Source organism: Streptomyces sp. NPDC058307, from assembly GCF_042880295.1.
Lineage (GTDB): Bacteria > Actinomycetota > Actinomycetes > Streptomycetales > Streptomycetaceae > Streptomyces.
Map to the genome: position 1 here is coordinate 42,474 of NZ_JBHVYZ010000023.1, position 14,973 is coordinate 57,446.

A 14,973-nucleotide genomic window follows, 5' to 3' on the forward strand; every position below is an offset into this window, starting at 1 on the left:
ACGTTGCCCGCCTTGTCGACGGCCCGGTAACGCACCGTGTGGCTGCCCACCTGGTCGACGACGACCGGGGCGGTGTACGGCTGCCAGGCGCCCGTGTCCCCGATCGCGTACTCGACCCGGTCGACGCCGGAGCCGCCGGCCTCGTCGGTCGCCGTGAGGGCCACGCTCGCCGAACCGACGTACTGGCCCTGCGCGTTCTGCGTGCCGGTCACCTGCGCCCCGGTCGTCGGCGCGGTGGTGTCCTCGCCGGTGCCCTCGGTCACCACGAGGATGCCCTGCATCTGACCGTGGCCCGGGATCGTGCAGTGGTAGAAGTACCGGCCCGGCGTGAGCGTGACCTCGGCGGTGTGACGGCCGCCCATGTCGTCGTTGGGGTTGGCGAGGATGTTGAGCTGCACGTCGTTGTTGAACTCGGGGTCACTGGTCACGAAGGTCAACGTGTGCGGCATACCGGTGGTGTTGCCGGTGGCCGCGCTGTTCTCGAAGACGATCGTGGCCGTGCCGGCGACTGCGGTCGCCGGGGCGGAGCCGTACTTGGTGATGTCGTCGCCGGCGGTCCAGGTGAGTGTCCGGGCCGCCGCAGGGACCGTGTCGGGCCGTGCTGCGGACATCGACTGGAGGCCGAGCATCATCAGCAGGGCGGCCACCAGGACGGTCAGAGCAGTTCGGGGTCGGGGTCGGGGGCGCATCACTGCCCTCCTCTCGCCAGCTGTCCGGCGGCCGGCGTCGGGCCGCCGCCCGTGTAAGTGACCCGCCACAGAGCCGACTTGGCGTCCGAGGTGAAGAACCCGCGCCCGTAGTCGAGGACGTACAGCGCGCCGTCCGGACCGAACTTCCAGTCCATGAGGTTCTTGATGCCGTCGTTGCCGATCGGCACGATCTTCTTGAGCGACTCCGAGTGGACGGGCAGTCCGCCCTCCCCGTGGTTCTTCGGATCGGTGATGACCGCGTTGCGCGGCTGGTCGGCGTCGTAGAAGTCGCCGACGAACCACTTGCCGTCCCAGTAGGAGGGCCACTTGACGGTGCTGGTGGCCGAGGCGGTGTCGTAGCGGTAGACCGGCCCGTTCATCGCGGCCTGGCCGCCGCCCTTGAGCCACGGCAGCAGATACGTGGCGTCCTCCTGCTTGTAGGAGGGGACGCCGTTCGCGTCGCGGGGGTAGTCCGGGGCGCCGCCCTGGGGCGAGTACCAGATGTTGTTGCCGGTGACCGGTGGGAGATTGACCAGACCGTCGTTGTTGGGCGACTCGTTCTTCGGGTGGTCGCAGTCGTACCACCCCAGCGGCTGATTGGGATCCGGCAGATTGCGGTCCCGGTAGGGCTGCTTGTTGCCCATGCAGTACGGCCAGCCCCGGTTGCTCGCCTTGGTGATGACGGCGAAGGTGTCGTACTTGGCCGGGCCCCAGGTCGTCGAGGGCTCGCTCGCGTCCGGGCCGACCCATCCGGCGTACAGGATGTCGGTCTTCTTGTCGACGAAGATGCGGGCCGGGTTCCGGACCCCCATCACATAGATCTCGCCGCGGGTCTTGCCGCCGCCCTCGGCGGTCTCCTTGCCCGTGAAGAGGTTCCCCTCGGGCAGCGTGTACGTCCCGTCGGGCTCCGGGTGGATGCGCAGGATCTTGCCGTTGAGGTTGTTGGTGTTGCCGGCGGTGCGGCGCGCGTCCGCGAAGGAGACGCCCTTGTAGTTCGGCTGCGGGTTGTTGCCCGAGTAACCGCCGCTGAAGCCGCTGGAGTTGTTGTCACCGGTCGCGATGTACAGGTTGCCCTTGGAGTCCCAGGCCATCCCGCCGCCCGCGTGGCAGCAACTATGCACCTGGACCGGCCACTTGAGCAGGACCTTCTCGCTGCTCAGATCCAGCTTGTTCGTGGCGAGGTCGAGGGTGAAGCGGGAGACCCGCCGCTCGGCGATCCGGGTGTCGCGGTTGAGCCGGGAGTGCGGGGTGTAGTGCAGATACACCCAGCCGTTCTGCTCGAAGCGCGGATCGAGCTCGATGCCGAGCAGCCCCTCCTCGACCTTCACCAGTTCGTCGCCGCCGCCCTTGTTGCCGAAGACGGTCAACTCGCCTGCCAGGGTGGCCTTCTTGGTCGCCGGGTCGTAGACGTGGATCTGGCCCTTGCCCTTGCCGACGTCCGGGTTGTTCCAGTCGGTGATCACCGGCTGGGAGGAGTCGGCGCCACCCCGCCCGATGTACAGGACGCGTCCGTCGGGGGCGGTCACCAGCCCGTGCGGTTCGCCGATCTGGTCGTTCTGCCCCGCCTGGTTGGGCTGGGTCAGACGCTCCGCCTTGTAGTTCCCGTTGATCGTCGCCTTGCAGTCGGCCTGCACGAGCCGTGACGTCCACAGCAGCGCGCCGCGCAGATGGGTCCGGAAGTCGGTCTCGTCGTACGAGGACACCGTGCCGCCCATACCGGTGTAGAAGGACCGGCCGCCGTCGTAGTCCCGGCACCAACTCACCGGGTGGTCCCAGCCGTTGGCGCTCGCTCCCGGCCGGTACGTCGACTCGCGCACCCGGGCCACGGTGTGCACGTCACCGGACGGGTTCTTCGTCCAGTTGAACCACTGGTCGGGGCGCTTCCACTGCACCGGCAGATCCCTGGTCGCCGGATGCTGCCGGTCTCCCACCTCAACGGTGGCGCGCTGTACGGCCGTTGGACTGGAGGCGGCCGGACGGGCGCCCACCAGCCCGGTGAACCAGGCGGAGTACGGCTCGGCGCGGGCCGCGTCATGGATGCCGACGAAACCGCCGCCCGCCTCCATGTAGGCCTCCAGGCCGGCCTCCTGCTCGGCATCGAGGACGTCCCCGCCGCCGGTCAGGAAGACGATCGCGTTGTAACTCCCCAGCGCCCTCTCGTCGGTGAAGACTCTGGCGTCGTCCGTGGCCTCGGTCTCGAACCGCTGGTTCACGGGACCGGACCGCCCGATCTGCTCGACGGTGGCGATCCCGGCGTTGACGACCGGCGACTCGTCCCCGGCCGCCGCGGACCCGTAGAAGACCAGCACTCTCACATCCCCGCCGCCCGGCGGGGACTTGACGGACATCGTTGTCGCGGATCGATCGGGAGCCGGCAGGGCCCCCGCGGCGGGTCCGGACATCAGCCCGGCGGCGACGGCCCCCGCGGTCACGGTGGCCGTCCAGACCCGTCTCCTCGCGCTTCCTCCGCTTCTCGCGCTCAACCCTCGTAAGTGCATGGGCACCTCCTCGGTCACAGCAACAGCGCCATGGAAGCTAGACCCCTTTGCCTCACTCGCCAATACCTATGACCGGGATCGCACGAACTTTGTCCCGAGTGTGGATAAACGACTCGGGGGCCGGTACCGTCTCACAGGTTCATCACAGGTACGTCTCCGCAAAATCCGTATCACGGTGGGGAGTTCTGCGTGGGTGCACTGGACAGACGTGGCTTCAACCGGCGGGTGCTGCTCGGCGGTGCGGCCGTCGCGACATCGTTGTCCCTGGCGCCGGAGGCCCGCAGCGACGCGGGTCCGGCGAAGGCCGCCCCGGGCGGCGGCGAGGTCAAGCGCATCAAGCTGTACGCCGAGAAGCTCGCCGACGGGCAGATGGGCTACGGCCTCGAGAAGGGCAAGGCGACCATCCCGGGTCCGCTCATCGAACTCAACGAGGGCGACACCCTGCACATCGAGTTCGAGAACACCATGGACGTCAGGGCGAGCCTGCACGCCCACGGCCTGGACTACGAGATCTCCAGCGACGGCACGAAGCTGAACAACAGCGACGTCGAACCGGGAGGCACCCGCACCTACACCTGGCGCACCCATCTGCCGGGCCGCCGCAGCGACGGCACCTGGCGGGCGGGCAGCGCGGGCTACTGGCACTACCACGACCACGTGGTCGGCACGGAACACGGCACGGGCGGCATCCGCAAGGGCCTCTACGGGCCGGTGATCGTCCGCCGCAAGGGCGATGTCCTCCCCGACGCGACGCACACCATCGTCTTCAACGACATGCTCATCAACAACAAGCCGGCGCACTCGGGGCCCAACTTCGAGGCCACGGTGGGCGACCGGGTCGAGTTCGTCATGATCACGCACGGCGAGTACTACCACACCTTCCACATGCACGGTCACCGCTGGGCGGACAACCGCACGGGCATGCTCACCGGACCCGACGACCCGAGCCAGGTCATCGACAACAAGATCGTGGGCCCGGCGGACTCCTTCGGCTTCCAGGTGATCGCGGGGGAGGGAGTCGGGGCGGGCGCGTGGATGTACCACTGCCATGTGCAGAGCCACTCCGACATGGGGATGGTGGGCCTGTTCCTGGTGAAGAAGACGGACGGCACCATCCCCGGCTACGAGCCGCACGAGCACAGCGGGCAGGCAGCCGGGCACCAGCAGCAGCACCAGCACTGACAGATCATGGGCGGGTGACTCCTCTCCTCACGCGCGGCGATCTGGAGACGGTGCTGGAGCCGGAGGCTTGCGTCGACGCACTGCGGGACGCCTTCAGCACCGCGGACAGTGAGTTGCCGGCTCCGCCCGTCCCGGCGACGGTCACGGCGTGGCGGACGGGGCGCGCGGCCGCCGTGGGCGCCGCGCCGATCTGCTCGCCGGCCGGGGAGAAGGTGCCGGAGCGATCGGGGCGCCCGTCGGTCCTGGTCCTGGACGGCTCGTCCCTTCCCATCCCGAGAGCGCTCTCACCGGTCACCTCGTCCGGGGCTATCCTGATCCGCAGCCGCCGACGAGGAGCCCCGAAGTGACCGAGACAGCGCCACGCCCCACGCTGGAGGCCGTGGCGGCCCGGGCCGGGGTGTCGCGGGCCACCGTGTCGAGGGTGGTGAACGGCGGGGACGGAGTCAGGGAGCCGCTCGTCGAGCGGGTGCGCAGGGCCGTCGAAGAGCTCGGTTACGTGCCCAACCAGGCCGCCCGCTCTCTCGTCACCCGGCGCCACGACGCCGTCGCCGTGGTCGTGGCCGAGCCGGAGACCCGGGTCTTCGCCGACCCCTTCTTCGCACTGCAACTCCGCGGAATCAGCAAGGAGTTGACCGCCCACGACAATCAACTGGTGCTGCTGCTCACCGAGGGCCGGGACGACCACGCCCGCGTCGGACGCTACCTCGCCGGAGGACACGTCGACGGCGCGCTCGTCTTCTCCCTGCACCTCGACGACCCGCTGCCCGGACTGATCCAACGGGCCGGTGTCCCCACGGTGTTCGGCGGACGGCCCGGCTGGAGCGACGGGACGACGGACGTCGTGTACGTCGACAGCGACAACCGGGGCGGTGCCCGCGAGGCCGTACGGCATCTCGTGGGGCTCGGGCGCAGCCGCGTCGCCCACATCACCGGCCCCCTCGACCAGACCTCTGCGGCGGACCGGCTCGACGGCTACAAGGACGTCCTGGGGGACGCCGACCCGCGGCTTGTCGTGCGGGGCGACTTCACGCCGGCCGGTGGGGAGCGGGCGATGCGGGAGCTCCTCGACACGTTCCCCGACGTGGACGCGGTGTTCGCCGCCAACGACCTCACCGCGTCCGGCGCCCTGCGCGTGCTGCGTGAGCGCGGGCGCCGGGTGCCCGAGGACGTGGCGGTCATCGGCTTCGACGACATGCTGCCGGTCGCCGACCAGACCGATCCACCACTGACGACGGTCCGTCAGGACATCGAGGAAATGGGCCGGTTGATGGCCCGTCTGCTCCTCGGGGGTCTCGACCCCGAAGACGCGGGGGCCGCACCGGCCGGTGTCGTGCTGCCCACCACGCTGGTGCGGCGCGCCTCGGCGTGACCCCTGCCGCCCCTACGGTGTCTGCGGTGCGCTCTTGATCACCGCGAAGCGTGCGCCGTACGGGTCCGCCAGCTTGGCGACCCGGCCGACGCCGGGCACGTCCGTGGCGGGCAGCCGCACGCTGCCGCCGAGCTCCTGCGCCTTCGCCACCGTCCCGTCCGTGTCCGTGACCTCGAAGTACGGCATCCAGTACGCCCCGTCCCGCGCCTCCAGCGGGTCGTCGGCGAGCGGGACGATGCCGCCGAACATGCCGTCCTCGCTCTGCCCGTCCGGCAGCACGGTGGTGTACGTGCCGCCGGGGAATTCGACGCCGTAGGTCTCCAGGCCGAGCGCCGCGCGGTAGAAGTACGCGGCCATCGGCAGGTCGGCCGTGTACAGCTCGACCCAGCACAGCGAGCCCGGCTCCTGGGCGACGTCGAACCCCTTGTGCCGTCCGGGCTGCCAGATGCCGAAGGGCACGCCCGCCTTGTCGGCGAGGATCGCCATGCGGCCCTGGTCCATCACGTCCATGGGCTGCATCAGCACCGAGCCGTGCGCCTCCTCGGCCGCCTTCGCGGTGGCGTCCGCGTCCGGGGTCTGGAAGTAGACGGTCCAGGACGGCGGGCCCTGTTCCGGTGTGGTCCGCATGCCGCCCGCGGCGGTCCGGCCGGCGAGCTGGAAGAAGCCGTAACCGCCGGCTTCGGGCGGGCCCGGCTGGAACTCCCAGCCGAACAGGCCGCCGTAGAAGGTGGTGGCGCCGTCGATGTCGGGGGTGCCGAGGTCGAGCCAGTTGGGAGCGCCGGTGACGTAACGGGTCGTGAGCATCTCTGCCCTCCTCTGAGGAGTCCCGCTGCCTGTACCGCCGAGTCTCGCACCGTCCACTGACAATCGCCGCCGGTACGCCGATGCGGGCCGGTCGGCAGTCGCGGTGGCCGTGGGCCGATGCGAGCCGGGCCGAAGGGGCGCCGCGCGGTGAGTCCTCGGCCGACCAGGGTGGGGGCACGCCGAGGCGACCGGCGACCATCACGGCCGGCGGACGCCGGCACACACCGTGCGAACCGTTTCCGCGCGCCGCCGTGCACCCCCGCGCCGGGCGGAGGACCATCAAGGCGGCTGGGGCCATGAACGTCACCGTTGATCCCGCGTTGATCGAACGTTTTTCGCTGCCCGGCACGATCTCGGCCATGCACATCGACACCATCACCCCGACCGACCCCGCCTGGCAGGCGCAGGCGTTGTGCGCCCAGACCGGGGCGGAGTTCTTCTTTCCCGAGCCGGGCAGCTCGGTGCGGGAGGCGAAGCGCATCTGCGGCATGTGCGAGATGCGCTCGGCCTGTCTCGAGTACGCCCTGGCCAACGACGAACGCTTCGGCGTGTGGGGCGGCCTCTCCGAGAAGGAACGGCTGGCGATCAGGCGGCTGGAAAACCGCTGAGCCGACGGGCCGGGAGTGCGGTGAGGATCCCGGAGCGCACCCGGACGTAGCGCGGAAGCGGACTCGCCGCCTTCTCGGAGGGGCAGGATCACTCGTCGGCGGCAACCCGCCGGCGAGGCCGGAGCGTGGTCACTCGCCGCGGTGGCCTCGGCCGGCGCGGTCGACGAACCGTACGTGCCCGCGGCCCGGTTGGGCGACCGTGGGGCGCACCGCCTCGCGCAGGCGCTGGAGCGGGCGCCGCACGGACGGCTCACCCGGCTGTCCGTCGCGAGCAACGGCATCGGCCCGGCAGCCGCGGCCCGGCTGGTCGCGGCGGCCGCAGGAGCCGGGGTGGAACTGCCGGACCTCGGCCGGGTGCGGGCGGCGGCCGTGCTCGGGGCTCAGGACGACCGGGTCGACCTGCCGGCCGCGGAGGCGATCACGGGCGTCCTCGGGAGGACCGCCGGACACCGGCTCACCCGCCCTCGTCCTCACCCACACCGGTAGGCGCAGCCGGGAGCCCACCCTCTCCTCGACACGGCCCCCCGCTTCGTCCTGGGCGCGGGGGATCGCCGCCACCGTGCGCCCACCGGACTGTACGAAGCGGTGCACGGGCAGGGGGTCCTTGTGGGCCGGCACCCGAAATTCGGGAGCCCCGCGTCACGCCCCCGCGTCACGCCCCCGCGCGGGCCGCCATCCGCGCCTTGCGCGCCGCCAGCTTCTCGTCGAACTTCGACGCCTCCGAGTCCAGGCCGCTCATGTACAGGCCGAGCTCCTCCTGGGCCTTGAGGCCCTCGGGGCTGAGGCCGTCGATCTCGAGGACCTTGAGGAAGCGCAGCACGGGCTGGATGACGTCGTCGTGGTGGATGCGCATGTTGTAGATCTCGCCGATCGCCATCTGCGCGGCGGCCCGCTCGAAGCCGGGCATGCCGTGGCCGGGCATCCGGAAGTTCACGACGACGTCGCGCACGGCCATCATCGTGAGGTCGGGCGCGAGCTCGAAGGCCGCCTTCAGCAGGTTCCGGTAGAAGACCATGTGCAGGTTCTCGTCGGTGGCGATGCGCGCCAGCATGCGGTCGCAGACTGGGTCACCGGACTGGTGGCCGGTGTTGCGGTGCGAGACACGGGTCGCGAGCTCCTGGAAGGCCACGTAGGCCACCGAGTGCAGCATCGAGTGGCGGTTGTCCGACTCGAAGCCCTCGCTCATGTGGGCCATGCGGAACTGCTCCAGCTGGTCCGGGTCCACCGCGCGCGAGGCGAGCAGGTAGTCCCGCATCACGATGCCGTGCCGGCCCTCCTCGGCGGTCCAGCGGTGCACCCAGGTGCCCCAGGCGCCGTCACGGCCGAAGAGCGAGGCGATCTCGTGGTGGTAGCTGGGGAGGTTGTCCTCGGTGAGGAGGTTCACCACCAGGGCGATCCGGCCGATGTCGGTGACCTTGGACTGCCCCTTCTCCCAGGCCTCGCCGTCCTCGAAGAAACCGGGGAAGTTGCGGCCGTCGCTCCACGGCACGTACTCGTGCGGCATCCAGTCCTTGGTGACCTTCAGGTGCCGGTTGAGCTCGTTCTCGACGACTTCCTCCAACGCGTACAGCAGACGGGCGTCGGTCCAGGCCGAGGACGGGCTGCCGAGGTGAGGGGAAGTGATCGTCACAGGTACTCCAGGGGGACGCGGCGAACATTAGGAGGGGGTCGGCGAGCGGCGCCGGCAACTTACGGAATCGTAGGCTACGAAACCGTAGGTTACGAGACCGTAGGTTAAGCGCGCCGTAAAAGATCCCTGATCAGCCGTGTTCCCCGGGCATGACAAGCGACCCCGAATCGCAGGTCGGGGCCGCCGGGATGACGGGGCCGCCCGGTCAGGCGTACAGGTCCCGCAGTCGTACTGAGAGACACGTCACACAGCCTTCGAGCTTCTCGAACTCGCTGATGTCCACCACGACCGGTTCGAATCCGAGGTCGGTGAGCAGCTCCGCGGTCTTCGGCGCGCTCGCGGCCATGAGCAGCTTGGGGCCGCCGAGCAGGACGACGTGGGCGCCGGCCTCCTCGGGCACGGACAGGAAGCGCGGGAAGAGCGCGGGCCGGTCCACCTTGGGGATGTGCCCGATGACGGTCCCGTCGGGCAGCGCGGTGACCGCGGACTTCAGGTGCAGCACCTTGCTCACCGGTACGGCGACGACCCGCGCCCCGAGCGGTTCGAAGGCGGCCCGCAGCTGCTGGACGCCGGCCGCGTTGGTACGCCCGCCCCGGCCCACGTAGATCGTGTCGCCGATCTTCAGCACGTCGCCGCCGTCCAGGGTGCCCGGTTCCCAGACCCAGTTCACCGAGCAGCCCAGACGCGCCACGGCCTCCTCGACGCCGACGGTCTCCTCGCGCCGGGACTCGGCGCCGGAGCGCGCGATCAGGGCGACGTTCTTGTACATGACCACCGTGTCCTCGACGAACACCGAGTCCGGGCAGTCGTCCTCCGGGTCCACCTCGACGGTCTCCCAGCCGTGCGCGCGCAGCGCCTCGACGTACGCCTCCCACTGTTCGTGCGCGAGCTCGACGTCGACCTTCTCCCGCTCGACGTGCGTCACCAGACCTTCGGCGAGGCGGGGGCTGGGGCGGCGGACGAGGGCCTTCTTGCTGGGCACGAGGGAACTCCGTATCGGCGGGACAGGGGCGGCTCCCGTGACGGGCGCCGGTCAGCCATCATGCAGCGCCGGTCCGTGTCGACAAAACCCCCGTACTCAGGCTGTGCCCCTCCTGAGACGCTCCACGGCTCACGATTCCCGTCGCTCGGCACGCGCGCGTGCCGCCTCATGGGCCGCACGCAGCAGCCCCACGACCGTGCCGGTGGTCCGCTCGCCGGGATTCACGACGCAGATCCAGCCGAGGGCGCCGTAGACCGGGTGCGGCAGCACCACGTCGGCCGCCGCGGGGTCGTGCCGTTCCGCTCCGAGGAGTTCCGGCAGCGCCGTACGGCCGACCTGGACGTTGACCCTCCAGCGGCCCGGCGGGTCCAGGTCGGAGGCGGTGTCGTCGGGGTAGTCCTTGGTGACGATCGTCCCGTAGGGCTGGGTGTTGCGGGGCGTCCGGCCGTCCGGGGCGTAGTAGAAGAACGCGTCGCCCCACGCGATCTCGGGGGAGTCCCCACCCGGCGCGGGGACGACCACGAGTGCCCCGTCGAAGCCGCGCACCGTCGCGATGATCTGTTCCATACTCATGGTTCAAGCGTGACCTTCAAGTGCTTATGTGGGGTTGGCCGAACGATGCGCACAGCCGACGTGGCCAGGGAGTCCGGGTACTCGGTGCAGCAGGTGCGCGACCTGGAGCGGCTGGGGGTGATCCCGCCGGCCGTACGGTCGGACAACGGCTACCGCTCCTACACGCCGCTCCACGTGCACGCGCTGCGCGCCTATCGAGGGCTCGCCGCAGCTGTCGGCCCCGTCGAGGCCCGGCGGCTGCTCGCCGAGCTGCGGACGGCGACGATCACGGAGGCGGCCGCTGCGGTCGACGAGGTCCACGCCCGGCTCGCGCGGGAGCGCGCGGAGGTACTGCGCGCCCAGCGGGCACTCCAGGGCATCCGGGACGAAGGGGACGAACGGGACGATCGGGACGGTCAGGACGGTCAGGACGGCGAGAACGGTGACTTCATGACCATCACGCAGCTCGCGGAGGCGCTCGGCGTACGGTCCTCGACCCTGCGGTTCTGGGAGGAGGAAGGGCTGGTCCGCCCGGAGCGGGTGACCACCCTGCGCGCGCGTCGCTACGGCCCCGCGGCGATCAGGGCGGCGCGCCTCGTCGTCGCCCTGCGCGCCGGCGGGTACGGCATCCCGGCCGTGCGCGAGGTGATGGGCTCCCTGGAGAACCGCGACGGCCTCGACGGACCGGAGGACGCCCGGCGCATCCTGCGGGAACGGCTCGACGGGCTCGCCGCCCGCAGCGTGCTGCTGCTCCGGGCGGGCGCTGATCTGGCGGCCGTCGTCACCGCCGCGGACGCTAGCCCGGGAACTCCAGGGTCTCCGGAGTGACCTCCCGCAGCTCCCCGTCCAGCATCAGCCGGCGCGTGATGCCGATCGACTCCAGGAACGGCAGGTCGTGACTGGCCACGACCAGCGCGCCCTCGTACGACTCCAGGGCCGAGGTCAGCTGTCGCACGCTCGCCATGTCGAGGTTGTTCGTCGGCTCGTCGAGCATGAGCAGCTGGGGTGCGGGCTCCGCCAGCATCAGCGCGGCCAGCGTCGCCCGGAAGCGTTCGCCACCGGACAGCGTCGACGCCGGCTGGTCGGCCCGGGCGCCCCGGAACAGGAAGCGGGCGAGACGGGCCCGCACCCGGTTGTTGGTGGCGCCCGGCGCGAACCGCGCCACGTTCTCGGCGACCGACAGTTCGTCGTCGAGGACGTCCAGGCGCTGGGGCAGAAAGCGCAGCGGGACATGGACCGTCGCCTCGCCCGAGACCGGTGGCAGCTCCCCGGCGATCGTGCGCAGCAGCGTCGTCTTGCCCGCGCCGTTGCGCCCGATCAGCGCGACCCGCTCGGGGCCCCGCAGGTCGAAGCCGCCCTTCACCCGTGCGCCGTAGGCGAGTTCCAGGTCCATGAGCGTCAGGACCGTACGGCCTGGCGGTACGGCCGTGTACGGCAGGTCGACGCGGATCTCGTCGTCGTCCCGTACGGCCTCCACCGCCTCGTCGAGCCGGTCCTTGGCCTCAGCGAGCTTCTCCTCGTGCATGATGCGGTGCTTGCCCGCGGAGACCTGGGCCGCGCGGCTCTTGAGCTTCATGACGGCCCGGGGTTCGCGCTTGGTGTCGTACATCTTCTGGGCGTAGCGCCTGCGGTGGGCCAACTTGACCTGTGCGTCCGCCAGTTCGCGCTTCTGCTTGCGGAAGTCGGACTCGGCGACCCGCACCATCCGCTCGGCCGCCTCCTGTTCGACGGCGAGGGCCTCCTCGTAGGCGGAGAAGTTGCCGCCGTACCAGGTGACCTCCCCCGCGCGCAGATCGGCGATCTGGTCGACCAGGTCGAGGAGTTCACGGTCGTGGCTGACCACGACCATGACCCCCGGCCAGGAGGCGACAACCGCGTACAGCCGCCTGCGGGCGTACAGGTCGAGGTTGTTGGTGGGCTCGTCGAGGAGCAGGACGTCCGGTCGGCGCAGCAGCAGCGCGGCCAGCCGCAGCAGCACCGACTCGCCGCCCGAGACCTCGCCGATGCCGCGGTCCAACCCGATGTGGCCGAGCCCGAGTTCACCGAGAGTCGCCAGGGCCCGCTCCTCCACGTCCCAGTCGTCACCGACCGTCTCGAAGTGCTCCACGGCCACGTCGCCCGCCTCGATGGCGTGCAGGGCGGCACGCCGAGCGGCGATACCGAGCGCCTCGTCGACCTTCAGGCCGGTGTCGAGCGCGACGTTCTGCGGGAGGTAGCCGACCGAACCCGCGACGCGCACGGTGCCGTCGGCCGGGGAGAGTTCACCGGCGATCAGCTTCAACAGGGTCGATTTGCCCGACCCGTTGACCCCGACGAGCCCCGTCCGGCCGGGGCCGAAGGCGATGTCGAGACCGTCGAGGACGGGGGTGCCGTCGGGCCAGGAGAAGGCGAGCGAGGTGCAGGTGATGGAAGCAGACATACGGGTCTCCGCGGTTGCTCGAAGCGAGAAGGGGCAAACGCGTATCGAGACACCCGCGACCACGGGAGACGACGGAAAACCGGAGGGGCACGGACAGGGCCCTGCTCGTCGGAACGGCTCGTATGCCGAGGTCGCACGCGGCGCACACACCTCAGGTGTGTGACACGGTGTCTCAGGACCTCAGACGAGCAACGTCCTTCTCCGATCGACGGCAACAGAAGCGTTCTACAACGTACGAGGCGGCCACAGGGCTGTCAACGAGTTAATGCGCCCTAGGAGGCCCCGTGCCCGACGGCCCGCTCTCTCTGCCGACCCACCTCTACCTGCTGGCCTGGGACACCTCCAAGTCCGAGGCCGCCGGTACCGGACAGGTCCCCCAACTGGTGCGGGCCGGTGCCCTGGCCGAGCTGGCCCGGCGCGGTCTGCTCCTCGACGTGGACGGCATCGCCACCCCGGTCGACATGGACGCCGAGACGGGGGATCCCGTGCTGGACGGGCTGCTCGAACTGGTCCGTGAATCCCGGCCGCACCGGTGGCGGGGCTGGGTCACGCCGCACACCCGGATCACCCTGGACGCCGTACGGGAACAGCTCACCGCGGGCGGACAGCTGAGCGCCCGCAAGAGGCGGGCCCTCGGCCTTTTCCCCACGGTGGAGTACGACCTGGCCCGCCCGGTCGTCGTGGAGGCGCTCCAGGAGGAGGCCCGGCAGGTCCTGCGGGGACCGGCGCCGGGCGCGCACGTCTCCGACCGGGACGCGGCCCTGGTCGCGCTCGCCGCCGCGGCCGGGCTGCGGACCCTGCTGCCCCGCGGGGAACATCCCGAGGCGCGCGTCGAGGAGCTGATCGAGGACAGCGGGCCGGTGGCGCCGGTGCTGCGGGAGCTCGTCCACGGGGTGCGCGGGGCGGCGGCCTCGGTCGCGGCGCGCGCCTGAACCTCGATGTCGGATTCCTGCCAGCGCTGTTGGGGACGCGGGTGGTTGAGTGAGGCGCATGACGAACCAGGACACGCTCCGCGACCGCGCCCTCGCCTTCCGTTCCCTGCACGTCCCCGGCACCCCGCTCGTCCTGCCGAACGCCTGGGACCTCACGAGCGCCCGCATCGTCGAGGACGCGGGCGCCGCCGCCGTGGCCACCACGAGCGCCGGGCTCGCCTGGGCCCTGGGCGCGGCGGACGGTGACCGGCTGGACCGGGAGCGGGCCCTGGACGCCGTGGGGCGGATCGCCGCCGCGGTGGGCGTGCCGGTCAGCGCGGACATCGAGAGCGGCTACGCGCGGGACGCGGCGGGCGTCGGCGACACCGTGCGCGCGGTGCTCGCGGCGGGCGCGGTCGGGGTGAACATCGAGGACGCCCTGTACGAGGCCGGGGGTGAACCGCTGCGGCCGGTCGACGAGCAGGCCGAGCGGATCGCCGCGGCCCGGGAGGCGGCCGACACGGAAGGCGTGCGGTTGTTCGTCAACTCCCGTATCGACACGTTCCTGCGCGGCGCCGGAGGGGTGGACCTCACTCTGGAGCGGGCCGCCGCCTTCCTCGCCGCGGGCGCCGACGGGATCTTCGTCCCCGGGGCCGTCGACCCGGGGACCGTCAAGCTCCTCGTCGAGGGGACCGACGCTCCGCTGAACGTCATGGCCGGACCCGGCGCCCCGTCCGTCGCCGAGCTGGCCTCACTCGGCGTGGCCCGCGTCAGCGTCGGCTCGGGCATCGCCCAGGCCGCGCACGCGCTGGCCGACGGGCTCGACTACGGCGAGCTCAACGCCCTGGTGGGCGGCCGGCGTCAGTAGGCGTCGCGCATCAGCTCGGCCAGGTCGTGGTCGAGGTCGAGCTGGAGGTGCTCGAGACCGGTCGGCACGAGGTCGTTCGTCGCCTCCAGGAACCGGCGCAGCTCGCCCGTGCGCACATGCACGACGGCGGTGCCCTCGGGGGCGTGGAACTCGAGAACGGTGCGGTCGTAGCCGTACGGCCGCACCCGGACGTCGCCGTGGCCCTCGGGCTCGTGCAGGCCGGTGGTGAGCAGTTCGCGGCTGAAGGTCCAGCAGACCTCGACGCCCTCCAGGGTGGCCGGGGCGGGGAAGGTCATACGGACGGCGAACGGATCACAGCGGTCGTAGCGCAGGGTGGCGGGAATGCTCGGCATCCGCGGTGCCGCGGCGACGAGACGGGCCTCTACGGGCTGCTCGATGACGGTGGACAACGCCTTGCTCCCTTGTGACGGCTGGTTGGGCTTCCGGGGTGGGACGGGCAC

The 14,973-nt window shown here is 71.1% G+C and carries 16 protein-coding genes; 8 read left to right on the forward strand and 8 right to left on the reverse strand.

Annotated elements, in window-relative coordinates:
• Both ACFVYN_RS18500 and ACFVYN_RS18505 read right to left on the reverse strand, forming a co-directional pair.
• Nucleotides 1–689 (reverse strand): OmpL47-type beta-barrel domain-containing protein (locus tag ACFVYN_RS18500; RefSeq protein WP_389999467.1); only part of this gene is annotated, 689 nt, incomplete at its 3' end.
• Nucleotides 689–3,187 (reverse strand): ThuA domain-containing protein, encoded by a 2,499-nt coding sequence (locus tag ACFVYN_RS18505; protein WP_389999470.1) that lies wholly within the window; start codon nt 3,185–3,187, stop codon nt 689–691. The genes ACFVYN_RS18505 and ACFVYN_RS18500, both read right to left, overlap by 1 nt.
• A gap of 198 nt (nt 3,188–3,385) precedes the next feature.
• Between ACFVYN_RS18505 and ACFVYN_RS18510 the strand changes: the two genes are divergently transcribed.
• Genes ACFVYN_RS18510 through ACFVYN_RS18520 form a run of 3 tightly spaced genes read left to right on the forward strand, consistent with a single transcriptional unit; the run spans nt 3,386 to nt 5,738 of the window.
• Entirely contained in the window at nt 3,386–4,369 is a 984-nt protein-coding gene (locus ACFVYN_RS18510) for a multicopper oxidase domain-containing protein (protein WP_389999625.1), read from the forward strand.
• A 14-nt stretch (nt 4,370–4,383) separates the two neighbouring features.
• The gene (locus tag ACFVYN_RS18515) at nt 4,384–4,716 is read left to right on the forward strand and encodes a hypothetical protein (protein WP_389999472.1); all 333 of its coding nucleotides are present in this window, start codon (nt 4,384–4,386) and stop codon (nt 4,714–4,716) included.
• The gene (locus tag ACFVYN_RS18520; protein WP_389999475.1) at nt 4,713–5,738 is read left to right on the forward strand and encodes a LacI family DNA-binding transcriptional regulator; all 1,026 of its coding nucleotides are present in this window, start codon (nt 4,713–4,715) and stop codon (nt 5,736–5,738) included. The genes ACFVYN_RS18515 and ACFVYN_RS18520 overlap by 4 nt, the downstream gene beginning before the upstream one ends.
• A 12-nt stretch (nt 5,739–5,750) precedes the next feature.
• On the opposite strand, the gene ACFVYN_RS18525 is transcribed toward ACFVYN_RS18520, so the two are convergent.
• Nucleotides 5,751–6,542, reverse strand: a complete 792-nt coding sequence (locus tag ACFVYN_RS18525; RefSeq protein WP_389999478.1) for a VOC family protein — start codon at nt 6,540–6,542, stop codon at nt 5,751–5,753.
• A 359-nt stretch (nt 6,543–6,901) separates the two neighbouring features.
• Here ACFVYN_RS18525 and ACFVYN_RS18530 point away from each other — a divergent pair, with 359 nt between their 5' ends.
• Both ACFVYN_RS18530 and ACFVYN_RS18535 read left to right on the forward strand, forming a co-directional pair.
• Nucleotides 6,902–7,150, forward strand: coding sequence for a WhiB family transcriptional regulator (locus ACFVYN_RS18530; RefSeq protein WP_389999627.1), 249 nt, complete (start codon nt 6,902–6,904; stop codon nt 7,148–7,150).
• 141 nt (nt 7,151–7,291) lie between these two features.
• Complete coding sequence (locus ACFVYN_RS18535) at nt 7,292–7,636, forward strand: hypothetical protein (RefSeq protein ID WP_389999481.1); 345 nt, start codon at nt 7,292–7,294, stop codon at nt 7,634–7,636.
• Nucleotides 7,637–7,802: 166 nt separating this feature from the next.
• On the opposite strand, the gene ACFVYN_RS18540 is transcribed toward ACFVYN_RS18535, so the two are convergent.
• The 3 genes from ACFVYN_RS18540 to ACFVYN_RS18550 all read right to left on the reverse strand — a co-directional run bounded on the left by ACFVYN_RS18540 (nt 7,803) and on the right by ACFVYN_RS18550 (nt 10,329).
• Nucleotides 7,803–8,780: an acyl-ACP desaturase gene (locus ACFVYN_RS18540; RefSeq protein ID WP_389999484.1), complete on the reverse strand. Its 978-nt coding sequence runs from the start codon at nt 8,778–8,780 to the stop codon at nt 7,803–7,805.
• Between the two features lie 205 nt (nt 8,781–8,985).
• Nucleotides 8,986–9,762, reverse strand: coding sequence for a dimethylargininase (gene ddaH, locus ACFVYN_RS18545; RefSeq protein ID WP_389999487.1), 777 nt, complete (start codon nt 9,760–9,762; stop codon nt 8,986–8,988).
• Between the two features lie 129 nt (nt 9,763–9,891).
• Nucleotides 9,892–10,329, reverse strand: a complete 438-nt coding sequence (locus ACFVYN_RS18550) for a DUF6194 family protein (RefSeq protein ID WP_389999630.1) — start codon at nt 10,327–10,329, stop codon at nt 9,892–9,894.
• A 51-nt stretch (nt 10,330–10,380) separates the two neighbouring features.
• On the opposite strand from ACFVYN_RS18550, the gene ACFVYN_RS18555 reads away from it, so the two are divergent.
• Nucleotides 10,381–11,142 carry a MerR family transcriptional regulator gene (locus tag ACFVYN_RS18555; protein ID WP_389999490.1) on the forward strand — a complete coding sequence of 254 codons (762 nt, stop codon included), beginning with the start codon at nt 10,381–10,383 and terminating at the stop codon, nt 11,140–11,142.
• Here ACFVYN_RS18555 and ACFVYN_RS18560 read toward each other — a convergent pair.
• Nucleotides 11,111–12,733 (reverse strand): ABC-F family ATP-binding cassette domain-containing protein, encoded by a 1,623-nt coding sequence (locus tag ACFVYN_RS18560; protein ID WP_389999493.1) that lies wholly within the window; start codon nt 12,731–12,733, stop codon nt 11,111–11,113. The two genes, ACFVYN_RS18555 and ACFVYN_RS18560, sit on opposite strands and share 32 nt — an antisense overlap.
• Before the next feature lie 284 nt (nt 12,734–13,017).
• Here ACFVYN_RS18560 and ACFVYN_RS18565 point away from each other — a divergent pair, with 284 nt between their 5' ends.
• Together ACFVYN_RS18565 and ACFVYN_RS18570 are read left to right on the forward strand one after the other, a co-directional pair.
• Nucleotides 13,018–13,665, forward strand: a complete 648-nt coding sequence (locus ACFVYN_RS18565; protein ID WP_389999496.1) for a GPP34 family phosphoprotein — start codon at nt 13,018–13,020, stop codon at nt 13,663–13,665.
• A gap of 58 nt (nt 13,666–13,723) precedes the next feature.
• Nucleotides 13,724–14,512 (forward strand): isocitrate lyase/phosphoenolpyruvate mutase family protein, encoded by a 789-nt coding sequence (locus ACFVYN_RS18570; protein WP_389999499.1) that lies wholly within the window; start codon nt 13,724–13,726, stop codon nt 14,510–14,512.
• Here the strand turns inward: ACFVYN_RS18570 and ACFVYN_RS18575 are convergent.
• Nucleotides 14,506–14,922, reverse strand: a complete 417-nt coding sequence (locus ACFVYN_RS18575) for an SsgA family sporulation/cell division regulator (protein ID WP_389999502.1) — start codon at nt 14,920–14,922, stop codon at nt 14,506–14,508. The genes ACFVYN_RS18570 and ACFVYN_RS18575 overlap by 7 nt on opposite strands.
• Nucleotides 14,923–14,973: the final 51 nt, after the last annotated feature.